Genomic DNA, 18,103 nt, shown 5'->3' with positions numbered 1-18,103 from the left:
AGTCCTATAAGACAGTCTCAAGCCTGGAGAAGAATCCATATGGAGAAAGGTGAGTCTCCCATAACCTTCTACAAGCACGTTGTAACTCAACAAAGTCAGATTGGCTCAGTCTCTCGTGAAAGGCTTGAACTCTCTCACCAATCTGGCGAAGATCCTGTTCCTCCACCCAGACAAAATAGTCCTTGTAGTTGACGATGTGATCGAATGGCAAACTACAATCAGTATTGACCAAGACCGGAATTCGGCCGCAGGAAAGAGTCTCGTAAAGCCGATAGGAATAATTCCCAACGCCACGAACACAGAGAACGTAGTCACTATCAACAATGTTGGTGACATACTCTCGACGACTTGCGTGCAGCGCAGAATACCGAACTTCTCTGGCGTTATCCGGTACAAGGCCTGCCATGAATTTGTCGCGTACTACAAAATTCGTTTCAATGCCTGGATGGCGCTGAAGATTATGCATTGCCTGCGCGCGCAAGGCGCGACTCGTATCATATGATTTTTCGGCAAGAGTATTCAGGAGACGTTTTGTCACGTACTTCAGCCTGTTCACTGCAGACGAGCGGATCGGCTCAGCCGCACCACAGAAACCTACAACAGGTATGGGGCGCTTAGAACGTTCAATCAACTGGCCACCCAGATATCGCTCCATGAAGTCTTCACTCCAAGCAGGCATTGGATACTCATTCGGCAGCCGTTTCGACGCATACAGTGAAGTGCGAAAGATGATGCTGTTTTGCACATGCACAGGCTCTGAAGAGTCGTGCCAGAAGAATATCAATGTTTGCTTACCGGCAGCAGTCGCCAACTCAACGAAATTGCTGGCAAGTCTCCGATACTCTTGATTGTCACATATATCTTCCCAAGGCACAGGCAGAACAGCAACATCAGCATCGGTCAGAGAGGTTAACTCAAATAGTTCATGACCATGCGCCGTGTAATAATCATAGCGCCCAGATGTAGGTAACTGTGGATCTTCATCGTTCTTACCCCAAAAAGGGTAGAGCATGGTCACGTGGCGCCGACTGCCAACTAGATAAGTGCGGTCTGAGAAGATTTTCATTTGAATACTCTCTTTTTACAATTGACCGTTTTCTAGATTAGCCTGAGACATGTACTCAGAGAAATATTCACTAGATTTCCCAATGCAGACGACGATGAACTCCGGCCCGAATATATCTAGGTCGTGACCATAGCCACCACAACATTTCCAGCACCCATGTGAATCGCTTGAGCTTGGAGTTGCCATGACGCTTCGTCAAAAGCTCGCTTTCAAATTGTGCAACATTCAGAATTGTAGAACTCTTAGCTGTTTCATGATTGCGAAAACAGGCTAGTGGAGGACCAGAAATTCGTCGAGAGGGGCCATACCTGGTCAAACGGATGAACAAATCGCGATCCATACAGAATTTGAGTGTAGGGTCAACACCTCCAATTTGTTTATAGGCGAGTCTCTGCCAGAAACCTCCTTGTTGTGGCCAACTATGTTTACCGAGATTAGCAGTCAGAAAAGCGTTGGGACGTCCAGCATAATTACGTCGAATAAGACCACCGTCGGCAGTCACTGAGTCAACATCCCCTACGGCAAAGATCACAGTAGGATGAAGACCAAAGAATTGTGCCACACGCGAGAATGCACCCGGCAAGTAATAATCATCCGAATTGATCCAGGCCAGGATTTCACCCGTGGCCTGACGAAATCCCTCGGCGATAGCCGCCGATTGCCCTCCATCAGGGCCAATCCGCACATAGTCGATCCACGGCTCGTACTTCCGAATAATCTCTACACTCTGATCAGTACTACCCCCATCCATGACAATGTACTCCAGGTTGGGATAGCCCTGCAGCAGCACCGAGCGGATCGTCTCTTCGATAAATTGGCCCTGATTGTACGATGGCGTCACGATGCTGATGCGCGGCCAAGGTGCGCCGTTTGCCATCGTGTTGGGCAGGGGGGTGCTTGCTTCGATCCACGGCCAGCCAGTTCTGTGGGGTGGTGGGGGTGGTAGGTCTGCCAGTTGCGGCCTCTGTTGAGCGCTCATCAATTACTCCCATTCATCTGACCGTCGCAACATGCCATCGCTGCGTACAAAACAGACATCAACTTGCCCAGGGCACCATCCAGCTGGGCGGCGAAGGTAGCCGGGAAGATCGTAGATGACATAGCCTCGCTCGGCCATGAATGCCACTACTTCATGCAACAGCGGCATGTTCGGGAAGAAACGATAGAGGCTGGTTTCCAACACAAATGCTTCCGTCTGACCGAATAATCGCGCCCCCCCCGCAGCGCCTCCAGCTCAAATCCTTGCACGTCAAGTTTTGCAAGTTGCGGGACAGGCATCTGGTTGCTGGAAATAAGCTCGTCGACAGTCACAATTGGCACTGTGCGCTGACGTCCGGTTGTTGGCAGTTCTACTGACGACGCTGACGGCAAAAAAGACGATCCAGCCAGATCATCCGAGATGGTCAAGGACATCTTGCCACTGACCACCCCAGCGCCAGCCAGAAAGTACTTTGAACCAGGATGTTCAGCACAGAATCTTTGCAGATGTGGCTCCATTTCAACCTGCGGCTCGATCATGAACAGGTTGGCGTTGGAAAAAACAGCTTTGGCTATACGGCTCCACGAGGCTCGATTTGCACCGACATCGAGGATAGCGGTCGGGGCAAAGTTGCGCTGATACAAGTCTTCCAGCAGCATTTGCATGTCCCCGACGGGGCGCTGCATGGAACCTGACGGCACGCTACGTCGGACTTCGTAACCGAGTGCGGCGAGACTACGTTTAACTTGCCTGCGCACAAAATGGATCAAGTTCATATCATATTCCACCAAGTAAGTTTGTTATAGGATTCGGTTGTGTTTGTTCCCAAGCGAGATACGCATCCCACTGCGGTGCAATTGAATGACCATCACACACGAATTCGCTCATGGCAGTACTCCAGGCTTCCCAGTTATCCTCAACCATTTGCACACCGGGTGGCACGTCTAAAGCCAGGGTAGGATGGCGCGAAACCAGCACGGGAACGCCGCCGCATGCCATCTCCGACAGGCGTGTCAATGCACCAAATCCACGGAACTGCGGAACCAACACCCCCTGACATTTGACCAGCAGTTGATCTAACTCATCTTGGGGTAGACGTCCGCGGCATTCCAGGCGAGGGACGGTTGCCCCGGCAGGTAGCAGTTTGTCTGTGCCAGAACCGCCCACGATAATCCGCACGCCAGCAGGCAGACCGTGCCGCTGCGCCTGCTCCACAAGCCAGGCGAAAGCTTCGGCCGTTGTATGATGCCCGGCGCTCCCAAGCATCAGGAACAACCCCGCCTCCTGCGCTGTTGCACCACGCGCTTCTCGCACACGCTGCAAGTTGCTCCGGATTTCACCGACCGGAACATAGGGGTAATAAGCGGAATGTAATCCCAGACCACCAACCATCCCCGCTTCGACTTTGGAGATAAATAGACGCTCGTGACACCTGGAAAGGACGTTCAATTCAACGGCAAGGTCGCCCACACGTGCTGCCGTTTCTTTTCGAGCACCGTCAACAGCGCGGCCATAATCAAGAGACTCGAGATTCTGAATGCAGGCTATGGTGGGAATGCCTCGTTCGGCATTGATTTCTAGGATGCTGGCAAACCCGGTATGTTCAATCAAGACAGCCAAAGGTTTATCGTGTTCCCGCAGGGTCTGCTGGTAGAGGCGCAGAAAATCCGGGTGCATCCAGCCATTTGAAAAATATCCGGTCTTGAACCACAAGCGCAACGGATTCTCGGCATAATAGCCCAGGCGGTACTTGAGGCTACGAAGAATTCGCCTGAGCAATGGAGGAGTTGGGGGAATTGGCCGTGATGCACTCCAGTGCGGCAAACTGAGCACCTGCACGCAATCAGTGCCCAAGGTTGTATGCAGATCGTGAATGATCTGATACGTGCGGTGTTGCCCGCCGTGACCGATGGGTGATGGGGAGAACTGAGTGATGAATATTACCCGACCAAGTTCACCAGACATTCAGGATTGATCTCGTCGTTTTTGAGATGCATACAGCATATATGGTCTTGGAAGATCCTGGGATCGCGCCCAGATGCCTCGCCAATGCACATTATACATCGGGTTGATCTCTTGCAAGTATTGCCGAATGATACGGGCGTTTTCTTCTTGGTGATAAACTGCAATCGATAGTTGCGGGCTAGAAGTACGCAGAAGGCTGATCCCACCCTGAACGGCAGCCACCTCGTGTCCTTCAATGTCCATCTTCACGAAGTCAATCGATGGCACCACTTCCTGCTCAAGCAAGCCATCCAATGTGTAGACAGGAACAATTATATCTCCGTCTGCTTCAAGACCTGATAAGTAAAGCTCATCCTGAGCTATTCTCAGTCCAAACTCACCCGGCTTGTCGCCTAATGCGCCCCATAAGATTTGAACTCGCCCAGCCTTGATCTCTGCCTCAAATGTGTGCGACAGCGCTTCTACCAGCACAGGAACCGGTTCTATCACCAAGACATTTGCACCACGCTTCAGTGCGTAATAGGTAAAAAAACCTTCACAAGCGCCTGCATCAATGACCCAGTCTCCCATTTGAATAGCAACTTCACCATATTCAAAAGTATGAGCATTCCAATGCGCCGGGGCAAATACCTCTTGATAAATCCAGGTGAGCGGACTCGTCTTGTTGCCCTGAGGCCAAAAGAACGCCAAGTCGCCAATCCGCAAATGCTGCCACCTATCATCCTCGGATAATGTTTGGAGTGACGGTGGACGATGACGCACGAACTCGAGTTCGAGCGGCTCATCCAGGAGTAGACGACGATACGGGCTGGATGCAATGCGTCGTATCCGGCTATATCGCTGTTAGAGTGTAAGGAGCCGAGCACGGGAGCTACAAAGCACCCGGTTCATTAAATTCATCATTTTCACGCGCTAATATCCTACTTCATCAGGGCCAAGCATGCGACAGCTCTGGCGGCTGCCGCTCCATCAGGACTTGATGGTTTCTGATTTCGGCGTTGATCGAGGGGTAACATGCACCACGGAAAGTACTCACTTGAAGCGCATTGGTCAGCATCGGATAGCTCCCAACCCTGATGTGTATAGCGGTAAAATGTACGATTCGTATTGATTGATTGCACTGACGACTCAAGCGACTGTAGCAGAGCGAGGTCGAACTGTTGGAATGTCCCGAAATCCTCATACACTCCAAACGGGACGGTAATTAGTAATTGACCGCCGGGTTTCAGAATACGCCATAGTTCTTGCATTGCAAGCCTATAATCAGCTTGACTAACAGGACGTCGTTCTGTCTTACCAGATGTAAACAAAGAGTTATCAAAGCCAACATGCTCAAGGGTAGATATAGAAATAATCGTATCAAAGTACTGATCACGGATTGAGATACTTCGAAGGTCTTCATATAAATATGAAATACCCCTTTGCCAAAAGCATTGAGCTTCCGGCGCAAGTGTCAATATATATAACTGCTTGTTTGTAAATATGGATTGCTCAAGGATATGTACATGATTGAGAGTAGATCCAGCATCAAGGCAACGTATTGGCTCAGGAGACAAACGGGTAATCATCCAAGGATATTCGACACACCGCTCGTCCAAGCCAATACCGTAGCCGATCGGTAATGGCTTCTCTCGGCGAAATCCGTCAAGAATATCATTGTCGGCAAGAACAGAACTGATATATTGAGCACGATATTCCTTATAACCTGTCGACCATGGAATTCTGCCGCCATCAATATACTTTGCAATTGCCCGACGACTTGAGAGCGTTTTTAGCTTTTGACGTATACGTGATAGAAAGGTTGACAATTTGTAGACCTCTAGGTTTTCACACAGAGACTCATCGCCTTAAGAGATATTCTGCGGTGCAGGTACAGATCCCAAACTGGGGCGGGGTTGCTGATTACTCTTGCTAGAAACACTAAAGTCCCGGCGAAAGAATAGCGATGTAGTCGAAGTTAGCAGTGCGACTGGTACAAACCCACTGAAATCGACCTGCAACAGACCAGCGTCCCGCAAGAATTTCGCCGAATCAGGATACCAATCGGAGTTATCTAGCACAATAACCCCGCCTTCCCTGAGAAACAATGGAGCAATTAGGGCACATTGGTGACGATACGAACCATCAACAATAATAACATCATACTTCTGGTCATTTTGGCGTATAGCATCTATGTAGCGCTGCTTGTCTTGAATCAGATGAATATCTAGATTATCAGATCTGTATTGTTGAATCTTTCGATACCAGATCGGATCGTCTTCTACGCTGACGACAGACTTCGCAGAACGAGCCCAGTACCGAGAGGAGTTTCCTGCGCCCCACTCAAATACCGTTTTCTCCGTAAAGTCAAGCTGGTCGAGGTATTCAATTGCTGGATAGGTATACCATGGAGTCGGTTCTCCATCTATTCCGATAGATTCTCTGGTCTTGACACTGTGCCAATGACCATACTTCCCATCAAGGATTGAAAGCATAGACCGTGCAACCTTGATTCGATATGGTAAATATCTGTAAACCATGGAGAGAACTCTATTTCTGAAAGTTATGTTTCTCCTCACGACAAATCGGGGTGACTATACCAGCGATGTGGCACTAAAACAATCCCATGAAGTGTGGAGTCGCCCTGGCCAAAAAAATCGCCATTTTCCACCAAGATTGTAAATGCTGAATCGACCCAGTCGGCTACCTCGTCGTTGACAGAGCAGAACGCAATGCAATCATATGAGCCTGCTGTAAGATTGAAGTTCTTCCAAACACATTCAAAAAAACCTCTTTCGTACACATCAAGAACAGCAGAGCCACTGTTGTAGGAATTCAGGTTGATTAGTATCCGACCGCGATCAACAATTGCCAACGACACATGTACTCTCGCATCGCATAATTGTTCTGAAGCCGCATAGTAAAAGCGAACATAAACATCTTGCCCAGAAAGCACTTGTTCCAATTCGCTACCACCAGCATCGCAAAGAGCCACCCTGGTGAATCGAAGAAACTGATTACCTCTTCTGTCTGTTCTATCAGCAATACTCACCTTCTGGAGATCACTTACGCTAGTCAGGTACATTCCTAGTGCTTGTTCAACACTTCCATAGTCAGCAACCTTACCTTGCTGAAGAACCATAGCCTTCTGGCAGAGTTGTTCGATTGCTACCATATTGTGACTTACAAACAATACAGTCCGCCCTTCATGTGCTACATCCCCCATTTTGCCTAGACATTTCTTCTGAAATGCCGAATCCCCTACGGCAAGCACTTCATCTACTACCAGAATCTCCGGTTCCAGGTGTGCGGCGACGGCAAAGGCCAGGCGTACGTACATGCCGCTGGAATAGCGTTTCACCGGCGTGTCCAGGAACTTCTCTACCTCGGCGAAGGCCACGATCTCGTCGAACTTGCGCTTGATCTCGAGCCTGGTCATGCCCAGAATGGCGCCGTTGAGGTAGATGTTCTCGCGTCCGGTCAGTTCGGGGTGGAAGCCGGTGCCCACTTCGAGCAGGCTCGCCACCCGCCCTCTGATCGACACCCGTCCGGCGCTCGGTTCGGTGATGCGGCTCAGCACCTTGAGCAGCGTACTCTTGCCCGCCCCGTTGCGCCCAATGATGCCCACGGCCTCGCCGCGCCGGATCTCGAAGTTGACATCCTTGAGCGCCCAGACCTCCTCCAGCGTATCACCCTGCACAATCGGCTTGCCTTGCACCAGGTCACGGGTCTTGTTCCAGACAGAACGAGCATTCTGCATCAGCACATCGCGTAGCGCCGTATACCGTCCGTTTTCTCGCTGATGACCAATGATGTATTTTTTGCCGAGTTGTTCGGCTTTGATCACAATGTCAGACATAGTTAAATCATATCCGCAAAGCTCTTCTCCATCTTGCGAAACTGGCTAATGCCGAGCCACAAGAAGAAGGCGACGACCAGAAGACTGAGCGCAAAACCAGGCCAGTAGGGAGGGCTATCGGCCCCCAGAATAGCCCAGCGAAAACCGTCAATGACCCCAACCATCGGGTTCAGGCTATAGACAAGCCGCCATTGCTCGGGGATCACATTGCTGCTAAAACCGACTGGCGACACATAGAGCCCAAACTGAACGACAAAGGGGATGATATAACGAAAATCGCGATACTTGACATTGAGCGCTGTAATCCAGAGACCCGGCCCCAGACTAGCCAGCAACGCCAGCAGCATAAAACCTGGCAACAGCACGATCGACCAACTCGGAGCATACTGATACCAGATCATCATACCCACGAGTATAACAAAGCTGATCAGAAAGTCAATAAAGGCTGTCACCACAGTAGCCGTTGGAATGATCAGGCGCGGGAAATAGACCTTGCTAATTAAATTCGCATTGCCGATCAGGCTATTCGAGGCTTCGCTCAACGCCGAAGAGAAGAGCGTCCAGGGTAACATCGCGGCAAAAACCATCAAGGCATACGGGGCATTGCCATCACTGGGCAAGCCGGCGACACGGCCAAAAATAATGGTGAAGACAATCATCGTCAGAAACGGACGAATAACGGCCCAGGCGAGACCAATAATCGTCTGTTTATAGCGTACCGAGACGTCGCGCCAGGCGAGGATGAGGAAAAGTTCGCGGTAGCGCCAGAGATCGCGCCAGTAGTTTTTGTCGGCTCGACCTGGTTCTAGGATGAGGAGGTGTTCGGTTTGTTTTGTTGGTGTGTTGTGCAAGGGTTTTTTTTCGTTTTTTTGGGGCTGCGCCCCGTGCTATGCTTCTGTGGGGCTGCGCCCCGCTCCCCGCTCAGGGGGACTATGCTCCGCAGGGGGTTGTTGCGATTAACAGACTGCTTGCGGGCGCTGCGCCCCGCACCCCGCCCAGGGGGTTGTTGCTCCGCAGGGAGTCTTGTGATCAACAGACTGCTTGCGGGCGCTGCGCCCCGCACCCCGCCCAGGGGGCGCTGCCCCCTGGACCCCCGCGAAGGGGCCTCGCCCCTTTCGAAACCCCAAGTTTGGCGCGGTGCTGGCTTGTTTAGATGTTGGCGCATGCCTCGTGGCGAGAGCCATGGCGGGCGGCGTGTTTCTGCTTTCTGCTTTCTGCTTTCTGCTTTCCCCCGGGCGTTGCCCCTTTCGAAACCCCAAGGTTGGCGCGGTGCTGGCGTGTGTAGGTGTTGGCGCATGCCTCGTGGCGAGAGCCATGGCAGTTTTAGATTTTACCGCTTTACCGCTTTACCGCTTTGCGCTTTACCGCTTTGCGCTTTACCGCTAAAGACTTGCTTGGCGCCACCATTCGACGGTTTGGCGGAGGCCGTGTTCGAAGGGGGTGCGGCTGGTGAAGCCGAAGTATTGTTGGGCGCGGCTGACGTCGAGTTTGCGTCGGGGTTGGCCGTTTGGTTTGCTGGTGTCCCAGCGGACTTCGCCGTCAAAGCCGACGACGCGGGCGATGGTTTCAGTGAGGTCTTTGATGCTGATTTCAAACGCGCTGCCGAGGTTTACGGGGTCGCTTGCGTTGTAGCGTTCGGCGGCGAGCACGATGCCTTCGGCGGCGTCTTCCACGTAGAGGAATTCGCGGGTCGGCGAGCCGTCGCCCCAGGCCATGATGTGGTCATCGCCCCGTTCTTTGGCCTCGACGAATTTGCGGATCAGCGCCGGGATGACGTGCGATGAGGCGGGGTCGAAATTGTCCCGTGGGCCGTAGAGGTTGACTGGGAGCAGGTAGATCGAGTTGTAACCGTATTGGGAACGGTAGACTTGTGACTGCACCAGCATCATCTTCTTGGCTAGCCCATACGGGGCGTTTGTCTCTTCGGGGTAGCCATTCCACAGGTCTTCTTCTTTGAAGGGGATCGGCGCAAATTTGGGGTAGGCACAGATCGTGCCAACGGCGACGAATTTGCCGACCCCTGCTTGCCACGCTTCGTGGAAGAGTTGCGTGCCCATCATCAGGTTTTCGTAGAAATACTCGGCCTGATGCACCAGATTGGCCCCGATGCCACCGACACTGGCGGCCAAATGGATGATCAGGTCGGGGCGCGCATCGGCCAGCAGTTGCAACGCCGCTTCCTTGTGAACCAGATCATAGTCGCGCTTGCGGGGCACAAAGATATGCTCGGCCCCACGCGCACGCAGTTGTTCAACGACAAATGAGCCAAGAAAACCAGCGCCGCCGGTCACGGTCACCCGTTTATTATGCCAAAAGCTGTCAGTATCAGGCCATGTCTGAGTCATCGTGTACCCTTTTCCATGCTTGCAACTTGATCTTGCCACCGATGCCAGCCATCGTAGCGCTCTTCCAGGATGCTTCGCCCCTCACCAGGGGCAGCAAGGCCAGCCAGCTCGAGGTCGGCATCAACCATAATGCGCACAAGCTCGCGAAAGTGGACGCGGGGCTGCCACTTCAACCTGGCGAACGCCTTCTGTGGGTCAGCGAGCAGATAGTCTACCTCAGTCGGACGGTAATACTTTTCATCAATCCGCACATACTGGTTCCAGTCGAGGCCAACATACCCAAACGCCTCATCGAGCAACTCGCGCACCGAATGGGCTTCGCCGGTACCGATCACAAAATCTTCGGCCTGCTCCTGCTGCAACATTAACCACATGGCCTCAACATAGTCAGGGGCATAGCCCCAATCGCGGCGAGCATCGAGATTGCCCAGATAGAGATGCTGCTGGCGGCCTGCCACAATAGCAGCCACAGCACGGGTAATCTTCCGGGTCACAAAGGTCTCGCCACGACGCGGCGACTCGTGATTAAACAGAATGCCATTGCAGGCATAGAGACCATAGCCATCACGATAGTTGCGCGTCACCCAGTAGGCATAGAGCTTCGCCGCAGCATAGGGGCTCTGCGGTTCAAAGGGCGTCTCCTCGTGCTGAGGAGGCGACGCACTACCAAACATCTCGCTCGACGACGCCTGATAAAAGCGCGCATGGCTGTCGGCGCGGCGGATCGCTTCGAGGATACGCACCGTACTGAGGCCAGTGACATCGCCGGTATAATCGGGCAAATCAAAACTGACGCGCACATGGCTTTGCGCGGCAAGATGGTAGATCTCATCGGGTTGCACCTGACGAATCAGGTCAGAGAGATTACCGGAACTGCCAATATCCCCATAGTGAAGATAGAGGCGTACATCATCACCATTGTGTGGATCACGATAGAGATGATCGAGGCGCTGTGAATTAAACGTACTTGCCCGACGGATAATGCCATGCACCTCATAGCCCTTGGCGAGGAGGAATTCCGTCAGGTAGGAGCCGTCTTGTCCGGTGATTCCGGTGATCAGTGCTTTTTTCATGGTGTGCTTTGCAGGATTTTGGCGGGGCCAATGGACTGCTTGCGGGCGCTGCGCCCCGCGCCCCGCCCAGGGGGACTATGCTCCGCAGGGGGTCTTGCAAACAGACGGCTTGCGGGCGCTGCGCCCCGCACCCCGCCCAGGGGGCGCTGCCCCCTGGACCCCCGCGAAGGGGCGTTGCCCCTTTCGAAACCCCAAGGTAGGCGCGGTGCTCGCTTTTTTAGGTGTTGGCGCATGCCTCGTGGCGATAGCTATGGCAATTTTAGATTTTAGCGCTTTACCGCTTTACCGCTTTACCGCTTTCTGCTTTCCCCCGGGCCTTGCCACTTTCGCCCCTGAGTAGACCAGAGCGAAGATCGCTGACCAGAGAGTACGTTGCGCTACGTCGGCGCGGGTTGATAACGTGCAGGCCTGGGCAGGGGGTGACCTTCCCGCTGCATTGCTTCCACAAGCAGAACCAGCACTGCCTGTCCATTCGCAAGCGCCTCTCCATAGGTTGCACCGTGGGTATGTGACCCCGGAAACTCCGGCAGTGTGACAACATAGGCCTCGTCTTCGTCAGACCACTCGATCACGATGCTGTAGCGACTCTCAGGATTCATCACGCTTCACGAATTTTTCTGGGCATCAATGCTTGTCCTGCGTGTACGTAGCCTTGCGGCGAACAGACTGCTTGCGGGCGCTGTGGCCCGCTCCCCGCCCAGGGGGCGCTGCTCCGCAGGGGTTTGTGGGTGAAACTCGACTGCTTGCGGGCGCTGCGCCCCGCTCCCCGCCCGAGGGGGCGCTGCCCCCTGGACCCCCGCGAAGGGGCCTCGCCCCTTTCGAAACCCCAAGGTTGGCGCGGTGCTCGCTTGTGTAGGTGGTAGCGCATGCCTCGTGGCGAGAGCCATGGCAGTTTTAGATTTTAGCGTTTTGCGCTTTACCGCTTTACCGCTTTACCGCTTTACCGCTTTCTACTCGCTGTTTGTCTCTTGTGCAAGACGATGGAGTTTTTCCGCCTCAAGATTCGCCAACTTTGCCAATTCCTCGAGCGGGAGCCGGGGCAAATGATCCCGACGCCAGGCTGTGTAATCAAAGGGTTCACGCGAGACAGCCATTACAAAGCGTTCCGCCTCCACCAGGCCCAGCGCATTGATCAGTGCCTGCATGCCTGCCATGCGCAGTTCAGCCTCAGTCTTCATACCAACCCTCCATCTTAGCCAGTGCGTTCTGAGGCAACATCGCAATGCGCTCGGCAAGCTGGCTATAGGCGATGCTCATAACTCAAGCCCGTAGCGGGTAATCGTCTGCTGGAGGGTGCCACTAACCAAATCTAAATCAATGAGATCTACTTCGCGATCGGTAATAAACTCCTCTACGGTACGCCAGGCCGCCCAGTAGTCGCTCGGAGCAAGCCCTTCGACCGCGAGATCGACATCAGAGTCGCTCGTGAACCAAACCCCGTCAACCAGGGAGCCAAAGAGCAGTACCCTGCTGACGGCAAAGCGGCCCTTCAACGCTGCGGCTGCCTGGCGCACATCAGCCAGCAGGCGCTCGCGGAGGCGCAACTCGGCTGAATCTGGCACGTGCGGCATGGCTGCCGTTGGTGCTGGATGCAGGTATTGCTGCCACTCGTCACGGGTAAGTTCAAGGGCTGTTGGCATGTTGGGTTCTTTCTGCTTGCGGGCGCTGCGCCCCGCGCCCCGCCCAGGGGGACTATGCTCCGCAGGGGGTCTTGCAAACAGACGGCTTGCGGGCGCTGCGCCCCGCACCCCGCCCAGGGGGCGCTGCCCCCTGGACCCCCGCGAAGGGGCGTTGCCCCTTTCGAAACCCCAAGGTTGGCGCGCTGCCAGTCCGTATGCGTGTTGGCGCATGCCTCGTGGCGATAGCCATGGCGGGCGACATGTTTTGCCTTTTACCTTTTGCCTTCCCCCCCGGCTTCGCCCCTTTCGAAACCCCAAGGTTGGCGCGGTGCTAGGTTGGTTAGGTGGTGGCGCATGCCTCGTGGCGATAGTTATGAACGACGCCAATCCATTATGCCGCCACCAGATTCTCAAGCTTCACTCTGGGTTCACCCGCAGCCGGTAAGAGGTCGCTGGCGTCGAGTACCTCAATGCCCACAATCTGTTCATCCGGACCAACGTTGATGGCAATGCGATCGTTCAGTTGAATGACCTGACACTCGATCTGGCCCTCAACTAGTCGGATATACAGCGCGTCCACATCTGGATCATAGCTGATCTTCATTGTCGGCTCTCCATTTTAACCTCAATAGTAAAATACGTAGACCGTGACAACGACCAGTCGATCTGCTTCTGCAACAACAACTGGCGCTACCTGCTTTATGCGGTAACTACGTCCACGCCAGAGGCCATCAAATTGGAAGTTCTTCCGATACAACATGCGGTTATTGCGCGCTGGTTCTATTGTACCACTACGAATTGCTGCAATGACTTCGGCTTCGTCCGCGCCTCGTTCTTGCATCTGTGTTTGGGCATGGCGGCTAAAGATAATCAACGGAGGCTGCGGCTCATTCATAGTGCTGCTATGTATCTCAGCTCTGCGGGGGTTTGTTGCGACTAACAGACGGCTTGCGGGCGCTGCGCCCCGCCTTGATGCTCCGCAGGGGTTTGTTGCGACAACAGACTGCTTGCGGGCGCTGCGCCCCGCCTTGATGCTCCGCAGGGGTTTGTTGCGACAACAGACTGCTTGCGGGCGCTGCGCCCCGCACCCCGCCCAGGGGGCGCTGCCCCCTGGACCCCCGCGAAGGGGCGTTGCCCCTTTCGAAACCCCAAGGTTGGCGCGGTGCTAGGTTGTTTAGGTGGTGGCGCATGCCTCGTGGCGATAGCCATGGCGGGCGGCATGTTTCTGCTTTCACTCAAAAAAACTGCGCATACTGATCCATCAAACCTTTGCGCCTCTGCGCCTTTGCGTCACATCACCCACTGTATGTGCAGGGTTGACCCGTTTTGCCACCAAGGCGCGCATACTCTACCATCAAACCTTTGCGCCTCTGCGCCTTTGCGTCAAATAACCCACCGTATTGTCAGGTTCGTTTCTTTACCTGCGTCGGCGTTTGCTTCGTTCAGGACTGCCGCTGCCAGCGGCGACAATCGCTGGCTCGGCTGCGTCGTCGAGGTCGGTAGCAGCATAGGAGCCATTGATGGCAACCGGGGTTGTCGCTGGTTCTTGTGGTGGTGTGGCTGTGCTGTCAGTGGTGCTTGTCGGTGTGGCTTCGCTGCTTGCGTGCTTGTGCTTGCGTTTGCCACCAGTCAGGCGCTGCCATTGGGTTTTGAGCCACGATTGTTTGGTCTTGTTGGGATCGTCGGGGGCATAGCCGTAGCCGTAGCCGTACCCATAGCCGTACCCGTACCCATAGCCATAACTACGCTTCGAGACCCGGTTGAGCACAAGTCCGGCGAGTTTTGCGCCCGACTGGTCAAGCAGGGCTTTGGCCTGGCGCAGCGCGCTGGTGCGGGTTTTGCCTGCCATGGCGACTAGCACGACCGCATCACAGAAGTTGAGCAGCACGGTCGAGTCGGCGACCTGCAAGATTGGTGGGCTGTCAAAGATCACGATGTCAGCCATCTCTTTCAGCGTCTCGACAAGGTCGGCAAAACGCTGCGAGCTCAACATTGCCATCGGGTCAGAGGGCAGCGGGCCACTGGGGAGCAGCAGCAGGTTTTCGAGTTTGGTTGACTGAAAGTGAAAATCAATGCTCGAGCCAGGGTCACGTACCATGGCCGTCGTTACGCCACGCAGGTTGTGGTGGCTGAAATAGGTGTGCATCGTCGGACGGCGCAGGTCGGCATCAACCAGGATCACGCGCTTGCCCGAGCGCGCCAGCACGACGGCAAGGTTGGCCGCCGTCGTACTCTTGCCCTCGCTCTGGTTGCTACTGGTCACCAGCACGGTGCGCAGGCCCTGCCCGTAGGCGGCCACATCAAGCCGCACCCGCAGCATCTGATAAGCCTCAGAGATATTGGCATAGGGCGTTGTCAGCGTCACCAACTTCTCGGGTGCCCGCTCGCCCTCAATGTCACCGACCGTTGCCAGCACTGTCGTGCCAAGCATCTCGCCGGCTTTATCGCTCGAACCAACGCGGTCATTGAAGAATTCAAGCAGCAAGACCAGACCAAACATCAGCATCAGGCCAACCACTGCGGCAATGAGGGCATTCTGCATCACGCGGGGGCTGATCGGGTTGACTGGCGCAAGGGCAGGTTCGATCATGATCACGCTATCGCTCTGGCGCACCTCGGTCAGCCGGATCTCTTCGATGCTGCGCAACAGCGACGCATAGCTCGTACGATAGAGCGCCAGCAACTCCTGGAGGCGTGCCCGTTCACCGGCATTCGCCGCACCGGTCGCCTGGTCAAGCAACGCCTGCGTTGCGTCAATCTCCCCCTGGATCTTTGCCAACTCTGTCTCAAGGCTCTGGCGGGTCGCATCAAAGCGGCTACTCTGCAACGCGGCATTCTGCCGCACAAAGATTGTCACAATCTCGTTAGCAAGCGCCGCAATCTGGGCCGGATCTTCGCCGGTCACGGTCAAACGCAACAACTGCGTATTACGGACGGGGGTTGCCGTCACACGCCCCGCGAGTTGACCAGGCGACATTGACAACCCGAGCGAGTCAATGGCCTGCTCGAGAATCGGTCGACTCACCATCACGGTGGCATACGTCTGCGCAAGCCGCTCACTGGTCAGGATCGATTGATACTCAGCGGAAGAACTGCCGCCACTCGACGCCTGGTTGATCAGCAGCGTAGTTGACGTCTGGTAGATCGGCGTAATCTGGCGACTAATCAGAAAGGCAGCACCACCAGCAAGCAGCGCGCCAAGGATCAGCAACCAGGCCCAGCGACGGAGGATAAAGAAATAACGGAGCAGGTCGATCTCGACCGAGTCGTTTTCCATGCAGAAACACCTTAACTATGGAAGAGCAGGCTCATCACCACCTGCGCACGACCTCCAGCCTCTGGTTAGTTGAAATGCAATGAATGTGACAGAATGCACGGAATGTCAGGTAGGCTCTTCATTGTACCTGATAATTGCGTTTTAGCAACTATTGCGGGACGGGCAACCAGGGCACCCGCAAGGGCACCCGCAAGGGCACCCGCAAGGGGTGCCCCTACACCGGGCCCGCCCCCGCCCCGGTACGGGCGCCCCTTGCGGGTGCCCCACCCCGGTACGGGTACACCGGGCCCGCCCCCGCCCCGGTACGGGTACCCCTTGCGGGTGCCCCACCCCGGTACGGGTGCCCCACCCCGGTACGGGTACACCGGGCCCGCCCCCGCCCCGGTATGGGCGCCCCTTGCGGGTGCCCCGTTGTATCCGGTTTCGTATGGTGCAATCGCCCTGGACGGGCAACTCTCCTGAGAGCGAGGGCGTCCCGCCCTCGGAATACCTTCGAGGGCGGGACGCCCTCGCTCCCAGGCTTGCCTGTCCCGCCCTCGGAATACCTTCGAGGGCGTCCCGCCCTCGCTCCCAGGCTTGCCTGCGCCATCAAACCTGGCAGGTGTGCGCCGCAGAGATACTGGGGGTAACAGAACTATGTCCCGGCGCACACCTGCCAGGTTTTTTATCGCAGCGCCGCTGCGATGTCATCGATCGTCTTTTCGAGGGTGATGGTGGGTGTCCAGCCGATCAGGTGTTGAATCCGGGTGATATCAGGGACGCGCCGGTGCATGTCTTCAAAGCCGGGGGCGTAGGCTTCGGCGTAGGGGACATAGGCAAGCTCGGCGCTGCTGCCGGTCAGGGTTTTGACAAGTTCGGCGAGGGCTGTGATCGTGATTTCGCGGGTATTGCCCAGGTTAAAGACGCGCTCGGGGCCAACCAGGTGGTGATCGGCCAGCGCAACAACGGCACGCACAATGTCGCGCACATCGCAAAAGCAGCGCGCCTGCTGCCCGTCGCCATAGATGGTCAATGGCTCGTTCGAGAGCGCCTGGCGGACAAAACGGGGCACGACCATGCCATACCGGCCACTCTGGCGGGGGCCAATCGTATTGAAGAAGCGCATCACCAGCGCGTCCAACCCGAACTCACGGTGATAGGCGAGGGCCAGGAACTCATCGAGCATCTTGCTGGCCGCATAGCTCCAGCGGCTCTTGCTTGTTGCCCCCAGCAGAATATCGTCTTCCTCGGCAAAAGGCACCCGCGTCGCCTTGCCATAGACCTCCGACGTGCTCGCCACCAGCACCCGCGAGCCATACCTGAGCGCCGCCCGCAGCACCGTCTCGGTACCACGCACATTGGTCTCAATCGTATGCACCGGGCGCTCAACGACCAGTTGTACCCCGACGGCGGCGGCCAGGTGAATAATCACCTGTGCCTCTGACGCCAGTCGATCGAGCACGACCAGATCATTGACATCAGCCCTGGCGAAACGAAAATGCTCGTTGGGCAACAGATGCGCAATATTCGCCATCGCCCCCGTCGAGAGATTATCAATTGCCAGCACGCGCTGCCCCTGCGCCAGCAAATACTCAGCCAGATGTGAGCCAATGAAGCCGGCCCCGCCGGTGATCAAATATGTATGCATATTATGTGTTGAGGGCTGTGCTATAGCAATGGCTGATGATTTGACGCAAAGGAGCAGAGGCGCATGTGGTAGTGCCGACTTTAGTCGGCCTCAGCCGACTAAAGTCGGCACTACCACTGTTATGCTCAAAAGCTCTTCCTGAAACCTTGTCTAAGCAACAAAACCTCATGCTCGGAGCGCAACGGCTCCACGGTCATTCCGAACGGATCCGCATGGAAGACCCCTCACTCCGTTCGGGGTGACAGGGCAGGCTACGCACCGGCACTGGTTTCGCTCCACACCACTGGCCCGTGGGCCATGTGATACGCAGCATG

General features: G+C 55.3%; 18 protein-coding genes. All 18 read right to left on the bottom strand.

Translation table 11 applies throughout. The features are described from left to right. Positions 1-4 precede the first annotated feature (4 nt). The 18 genes from EYB53_RS08450 to EYB53_RS08365 all read right to left on the bottom strand — a co-directional run bounded on the left by EYB53_RS08450 (position 5) and on the right by EYB53_RS08365 (position 17,789). The gene (locus EYB53_RS08450) at positions 5-1,066 is read right to left on the bottom strand and encodes an exostosin domain-containing protein (protein WP_135477759.1); all 1,062 of its coding nucleotides are present in this window, start codon (positions 1,064-1,066) and stop codon (positions 5-7) included. A gap of 70 nt (positions 1,067-1,136) precedes the next feature. Then, complete coding sequence (locus EYB53_RS08445; RefSeq protein WP_135477758.1) at positions 1,137-2,045, bottom strand: glycosyltransferase family 2 protein; 909 nt, start codon at positions 2,043-2,045, stop codon at positions 1,137-1,139. Between the two features lie 146 nt (positions 2,046-2,191). Beyond that, on the bottom strand, positions 2,192-2,821 hold the full coding sequence (locus tag EYB53_RS08440) for an FkbM family methyltransferase (RefSeq protein ID WP_135477757.1): 630 nt from the start codon (positions 2,819-2,821) through the stop codon (positions 2,192-2,194). A 1-nt stretch (position 2,822) separates the two neighbouring features. Further along, entirely contained in the window at positions 2,823-4,010 is a 1,188-nt protein-coding gene (locus EYB53_RS08435; protein WP_135477756.1) for a hypothetical protein, read from the bottom strand. Beyond that, a complete protein-coding gene (locus tag EYB53_RS08430; RefSeq protein ID WP_135477755.1) occupies positions 4,011-4,715 on the bottom strand; it encodes an FkbM family methyltransferase in 705 nt (234 codons plus the stop codon). It abuts the gene before it with no gap. Between the two features lie 215 nt (positions 4,716-4,930). Beyond that, positions 4,931-5,818: a class I SAM-dependent methyltransferase gene (locus EYB53_RS08425; RefSeq protein ID WP_135477754.1), complete on the bottom strand. Its 888-nt coding sequence runs from the start codon at positions 5,816-5,818 to the stop codon at positions 4,931-4,933. A gap of 39 nt (positions 5,819-5,857) precedes the next feature. After that, positions 5,858-6,484, bottom strand: coding sequence for an O-methyltransferase (locus EYB53_RS08420; protein ID WP_135477753.1), 627 nt, complete (start codon positions 6,482-6,484; stop codon positions 5,858-5,860). 80 nt (positions 6,485-6,564) lie between these two features. Next, positions 6,565-7,848: an ABC transporter ATP-binding protein gene (locus EYB53_RS08415; RefSeq protein ID WP_135477752.1), complete on the bottom strand. Its 1,284-nt coding sequence runs from the start codon at positions 7,846-7,848 to the stop codon at positions 6,565-6,567. Positions 7,849-7,850: 2 nt separating this feature from the next. Next, a complete protein-coding gene (locus EYB53_RS08410; RefSeq protein WP_135477751.1) occupies positions 7,851-8,699 on the bottom strand; it encodes an ABC transporter permease in 849 nt (282 codons plus the stop codon). 531 nt (positions 8,700-9,230) lie between these two features. Beyond that, complete coding sequence (locus tag EYB53_RS08405) at positions 9,231-10,193, bottom strand: GDP-L-fucose synthase family protein (protein WP_135477750.1); 963 nt, start codon at positions 10,191-10,193, stop codon at positions 9,231-9,233. Further along, positions 10,190-11,266, bottom strand: coding sequence for a GDP-mannose 4,6-dehydratase (gene gmd / locus EYB53_RS08400; RefSeq protein ID WP_135477749.1), 1,077 nt, complete (start codon positions 11,264-11,266; stop codon positions 10,190-10,192). The genes EYB53_RS08405 and gmd overlap by 4 nt, the downstream gene beginning before the upstream one ends. Positions 11,267-11,643: 377 nt before the next feature. After that, positions 11,644-11,865 carry a type II toxin-antitoxin system HicB family antitoxin gene (locus tag EYB53_RS08395; protein WP_135477748.1) on the bottom strand — a complete coding sequence of 74 codons (222 nt, stop codon included), beginning with the start codon at positions 11,863-11,865 and terminating at the stop codon, positions 11,644-11,646. A 351-nt stretch (positions 11,866-12,216) separates the two neighbouring features. Beyond that, complete coding sequence (locus EYB53_RS08390) at positions 12,217-12,444, bottom strand: hypothetical protein (RefSeq protein WP_135477747.1); 228 nt, start codon at positions 12,442-12,444, stop codon at positions 12,217-12,219. Positions 12,445-12,519: 75 nt separating this feature from the next. Continuing rightward, positions 12,520-12,906, bottom strand: a complete 387-nt coding sequence (locus EYB53_RS08385) for a nucleotidyltransferase family protein (RefSeq protein ID WP_135477746.1) — start codon at positions 12,904-12,906, stop codon at positions 12,520-12,522. Between the two features lie 370 nt (positions 12,907-13,276). Beyond that, positions 13,277-13,489, bottom strand: a complete 213-nt coding sequence (locus EYB53_RS08380) for a DUF2283 domain-containing protein (RefSeq protein ID WP_129677235.1) — start codon at positions 13,487-13,489, stop codon at positions 13,277-13,279. A gap of 21 nt (positions 13,490-13,510) precedes the next feature. Beyond that, positions 13,511-13,780: a DUF4258 domain-containing protein gene (locus EYB53_RS08375; protein ID WP_135477745.1), complete on the bottom strand. Its 270-nt coding sequence runs from the start codon at positions 13,778-13,780 to the stop codon at positions 13,511-13,513. 522 nt (positions 13,781-14,302) lie between these two features. After that, positions 14,303-16,162, bottom strand: coding sequence for a tyrosine-protein kinase domain-containing protein (locus EYB53_RS08370; protein ID WP_135477744.1), 1,860 nt, complete (start codon positions 16,160-16,162; stop codon positions 14,303-14,305). A gap of 664 nt (positions 16,163-16,826) precedes the next feature. Beyond that, the gene (locus tag EYB53_RS08365) at positions 16,827-17,789 is read right to left on the bottom strand and encodes an NAD-dependent epimerase/dehydratase family protein (RefSeq protein ID WP_135477742.1); all 963 of its coding nucleotides are present in this window, start codon (positions 17,787-17,789) and stop codon (positions 16,827-16,829) included. Positions 17,790-18,103 lie beyond the last annotated feature (314 nt).

Source organism: Candidatus Chloroploca mongolica (assembly GCF_004762035.2).
Taxonomy (GTDB): Bacteria; Chloroflexota; Chloroflexia; order Chloroflexales; family Chloroflexaceae; genus Chloroploca; species Chloroploca mongolica.
The sequence above is the reverse complement of the archived record's forward strand: the minus strand, read 5'-3'. Positions and strand labels throughout refer to the sequence as shown.